Raw genomic sequence first — 4,401 nt, forward strand, 5'->3', positions numbered from 1 at the left:
CAATGACCAATGACCAATGACCAATGACCAATGACCAATGACCAATGACCAATGGCTAAAATATCCAAGAAAATTTGTCTCGTCGGTGACTTTGGTGTGGGCAAAACCAGCCTAATTCGCCGTTTCGTCGAACGCCAGTTTAGCGATCAGTATCTATCCACCGTCGGTGTGAAGATTTCTCGAAAAACACTAGAATCCGTAAATTTACAGTTGCTCATCTGGGACTTGGAAGGGCATACTAAATTTAAATCCATTGCTCCCAGTTACTTACAGGGGGCGAGTGGTGTCATCGTCGTTGCTGATGTCAGCCGGCTGGAAACCGTTGAGCGATTAGATGAACACGTTAACCTGTTTTTATCGGTTAATCCCAAAGGCAAAATTGTCATTGCCTTAAATAAATCAGATTTAGTCGAACCGGAAAAACTGAACCAACTGGTTAAAATCATTCAGGATAAAGACTTAAATCCCGAAGCCGGACTTTATCAAACCTCAGCGAAAACAGGTGCTTATGTCGATGAAATTTTTGAACAACTTGCCGATAATATCTTAAAGGCTTAGAATCTGTATGCCGTCCCGCTTAAAAATATTAGCACCCGACTACGATTATCTAACCCTTAATCGGGAGTTACTCGTCCAGGAATTCTCTGACGGTGTTCCTAATTTTGCGGATTCTCCCCAGGATTTAAAAATAGGCGAAGATATTCGCTTAGCCTTTCCAGAATTAGTGGGTATGGAAGGGGTGATGATGGATATTTTAGCCGGACGGCAAATAAGTTTTCAGTTAGCAGGAATTGTTCGAGCTTATCAGCATCACACAGCTCAAGCGCATGATTATTCTTTTTATTTTGATTTACATATTTGTTACCATCAAGATGAGAATGAAAATTATTTAATCCTTTTATTTAAGGACGTCACCGAACGGATGAAGTTACAGCAAAAATTAATTCAAAAATCAAATGAAACTAATCTGTTATTAAGTGCGCTAACTCATTCTAAAAATTATATTGATAAAATTATCAGTTCAATGGCTGATGCCCTATTAGTCACTACAGCTTCAGGAGACATCAAAACGGCAAACCGTGCCGCACAAACTCTATTTGGATACAAGATAGACGAATTAGTGGGACAACCGATAACCAAAATCATTAAAAATCAAGAATTTTTAAATAACTTAAGTCATTTATCACCGGATAGTTCGACATTTCAGGACATCGAATTAAATTGCCTGACTAAACAGGGTGAAACCGTCGCTGTAGCGTTTTCTTGTTCGGCTCTGATAACTGATCTAGAAGGTTCACTCAATTTCGTCTATGTCGGTCGAGATTTGACCCAGCGTAAACTTTTGGAAGCAGAAATGCTTCAGGCACTAGAGCGAGAAAAAGAACTTACGGAACTAAAATCTCGCTTTATTTCCATGACAAGTCATGAATTCCGGGTTCCATTAACGGCGGTTTATTCCTCGACAGAATTACTAGAACAGTATAGTCATAACTGGGCGGAGGAGAAAAAGCTCAAACACTTTAATCGAATTAAAGACTCAGTGAACCGCATGACAACCCTGTTAGATGATGTGTTGATTGTCAACAAAGCGGAATCAGGTAAATTGGAATTTAATCCTAAACCTTTAAACTTGAACCAGTTATGCAGGGATTTAGTCGAAGATATTGAATTAGGTATCGGTAAGCAGCATAAAATCAGTTGGGTTAATTCAGGTATGGCGAGCAAGGCTTGCATGGATGAAAAACTCCTGCGACATATTTTGACTAATTTGCTGACAAATGCGGTAAAGTATTCACCGCCAGGTTCTACCGTGCAGTTTAACTGTCACTGTCGAGAACAGGAGGTTATTTTTGAAATTAAAGACCAAGGAATTGGTATCCCCCCAGAGGATCAAAAGCGGCTTTTCGAGTCCTTTCATCGGGCTAAAAATGTGGGCAATATTCAGGGAACAGGATTAGGTTTATCCATTGTCAAAAAATCGGTTGATTTACATGGGGGGAAATTGGCGGTTCACAGTGAAGTGGGTGTGGGTACAAAGTTTAAAGTCACGTTACCCATTAACACAGATTACACAGAATGACACTCTCCAGAAGTCTCACGATTAAATGATACAGATGAACACAGACAAGCCTCCGTGCAATCAGAAACCCCCCCTTTTTGCCTTGGCGACTAGAAGTCGCAGCTACACAAACAAAGTCCGCCTGCGCGGACTGGATTATAAAGGGGGTGGCTAACCCGGATTTGGGATCACAGCCCCACCACTACCGTCTCTATAAATCCGTGAAATCAGTGTTTCCACCACTACCGTCTCTATAAATCCGTGAAATCAGTGTGACTAAGCTCTCACACCCCACCACTACCGTCTCTATAAATCCGTGAAATCAGTGTTTCCACCACTACCGTCTCTATAAATCCGTGAAATCAGTGTTTACAGGTCAGGTTTTGAGAAAACGTTATCATCAACAGCGAAACGCAAGAGTCTTAACCCGCCCCTACTTCAAAACTATGACAGGTTCGATTCAAACCCTACCGACGGAGGTTGTTAACTTAATTGCGGCTGGCGAGGTGATTGATTCCTTAGCCGCCGTAGTACGAGAATTGGTGGAAAATGCTTTGGATGCGGGGGCGACGCGCATTGCTGTGGCTGTATGGTTTGATTTGTGGCGCGTGCGCGTGGCAGATAATGGCACGGGTATGGACTTGACAGATTTACAAAAAGCTGCATCGGCACACAGTACCAGCAAAATTCAAAGTCGCGATGATTTATACAAGATTACCAGTTTGGGATTTCGCGGTGAAGCCTTGCATAGTATTGCAGCGTTAGCCGAATTAGAGATATGCAGCCGACTGACAGGTTTTGAGGGATGGCGCTGTACGTATAATACCCAGGGAGAAGCAGAAGACACAGAAGCGGTTGCGATCGCGCCAGGTACGGTGGTGACTGTCTCGAATTTATTTGGCAAGTGGCGTCTGCGTCGTCAGGGATTACCGTCGAGGAGTCAACAACAACGCATAATCCAAGCCACGATACAGAATATAGCCCTTTGCCATCCATCGGTGACTTGGCAAGTTGAGCAAAGCGATCGCTCCTGGTTTACAATTAGTCCGGGTCAAACGACTCAACAGATCATCCCGCAACTTCTCAAACAGGTTCGGGTGCATGATTTGCAGCAATTAACCCTAGATGTTCCTACACCAGAGGAGGGGAGTGCAGGGGAGATAAGGGAGTTTACTTACAACTCAACCCTAAAGACGCGCCATGGTGCGTCTCTACATTTAGTGTTAGGATTACCCGATCGCTGTCACCGTCGCCGCCCAGATTGGGTTAAAGTGGCGACGAATGGGCGGTTAGTGCGATCGCCAGAATTGGAACAGACGATTCTCACCGCCATGGCGAGAACCTTACCACGTGATCGCTATCCAATTTGTTTTATTCACCTACAAATTTGCCCCAGTCAAATTGATTGGAATCGTCATCCCGCCAAAGCCGAAATTTATCTGCATTCTCTTTCCTATTGGCAAGAACAGATTAGCCAAGCCATTGAACAAGCCCTGCGGATTGGGGCGGAAAATTTCGACACAGCCTCTCAATCCCATCGCGTCGGCAAATTACTCACAGCCTCGGCAAAAAAGGGCGTTTATCACCTGGATGAATCACCAAGACAGGAGCGTCATACTTCGGATATTGGCTTAGTGGAATTAAAAGCCGTTGCCCAAGTACGTAACATGTATATTCTGGCAGAACATGATACAGGAATGTGGTTAATTGAGCAACACATTGCCCATGAACGAGTCTTGTACGAACAACTGTGCGATCGCTGGCAACTTGTTCCCCTAGAACCGCCCGTGATTCTCAACCATTTAACTCCAGTTCAACTCGAACAACTGCAACGGATTGGGTTAGAAATAGAACCCTTTGGCGATCAACTGTGGGCTGTTCGCAACGCACCCGCCCTACTGCATCAGCGAGACGACTGTGCTGATGCCCTATTAGAACTCAGTTTAGGTGGAGACTTACAAACCGCACAAGTTGCCACAGCTTGTCGCAGTGCAATTCGCAATGGCACACCCTTAACTTTAGAGCAGATGCAGACATTATTAAATCAATGGAAAATGACTCGCCATCCCCGCACCTGTCCCCATGGGCGTCCGATTTACTTACCCCTAGAAGAATCAGCGCTGGCTCGTTTTTTCCGTCGTCATTGGGTGATTGGCAAAAGCCATGGAATTTAACGTAGTAAGCCCTGAACTAAAGTTAGGGCTAAAAGCTAAAACCCGTTAAAACGGGTTCAATTTTCTGGGCGCGTTGAGGGTTGAATTGTAAGCCATAGCGCAATTTCATAACCGTAATTACGGAAACCGTAATGTCATAACAAATCCGGGTTAGCTACCCCCGTTATA

The 4,401-nt window shown here is 44.2% G+C and carries 3 protein-coding genes; all 3 read left to right on the forward strand.

Translation table 11 applies throughout. From position 1 onward, the window contains the following. Nucleotides 1–51: 51 nt before the first annotated feature. Nucleotides 52–558, forward strand: a complete 507-nt coding sequence (locus tag ACLFWI_RS27475; protein WP_446415573.1) for a Rab family GTPase — start codon at nucleotides 52–54, stop codon at nucleotides 556–558. A 7-nt stretch (nucleotides 559–565) separates the two neighbouring features. After that, nucleotides 566–2,080 carry a PAS domain-containing sensor histidine kinase gene (locus ACLFWI_RS27480; protein ID WP_446415574.1) on the forward strand — a complete coding sequence of 505 codons (1,515 nt, stop codon included), beginning with the start codon at nucleotides 566–568 and terminating at the stop codon, nucleotides 2,078–2,080. 425 nt (nucleotides 2,081–2,505) lie between these two features. Further along, nucleotides 2,506–4,233 carry a DNA mismatch repair endonuclease MutL gene (gene mutL / locus ACLFWI_RS27485; protein ID WP_446415575.1) on the forward strand — a complete coding sequence of 576 codons (1,728 nt, stop codon included), beginning with the start codon at nucleotides 2,506–2,508 and terminating at the stop codon, nucleotides 4,231–4,233. The last annotated feature ends 168 nt before the right edge of the window (nucleotides 4,234–4,401 follow it).

The sequence above is a fragment of the Coleofasciculus sp. genome (assembly GCF_046539235.1).
GTDB lineage: Bacteria > Cyanobacteriota > Cyanobacteriia > Cyanobacteriales > Coleofasciculaceae > Coleofasciculus.

What these genes read in the sequence shown, in the direction of transcription:
- ACLFWI_RS27475 (WP_446415573.1), top strand. Translation starts at nt 52, where the DNA reads ATGGCTAAAATATCCAAGAAAATTTGTCTCGTCGGTGACTTTGGTGTG.
- ACLFWI_RS27480 (WP_446415574.1), top strand. Translation starts at nt 566, where the DNA reads ATGCCGTCCCGCTTAAAAATATTAGCACCCGACTACGATTATCTAACC.
- mutL (WP_446415575.1), top strand. Translation starts at nt 2,506, where the DNA reads ATGACAGGTTCGATTCAAACCCTACCGACGGAGGTTGTTAACTTAATT.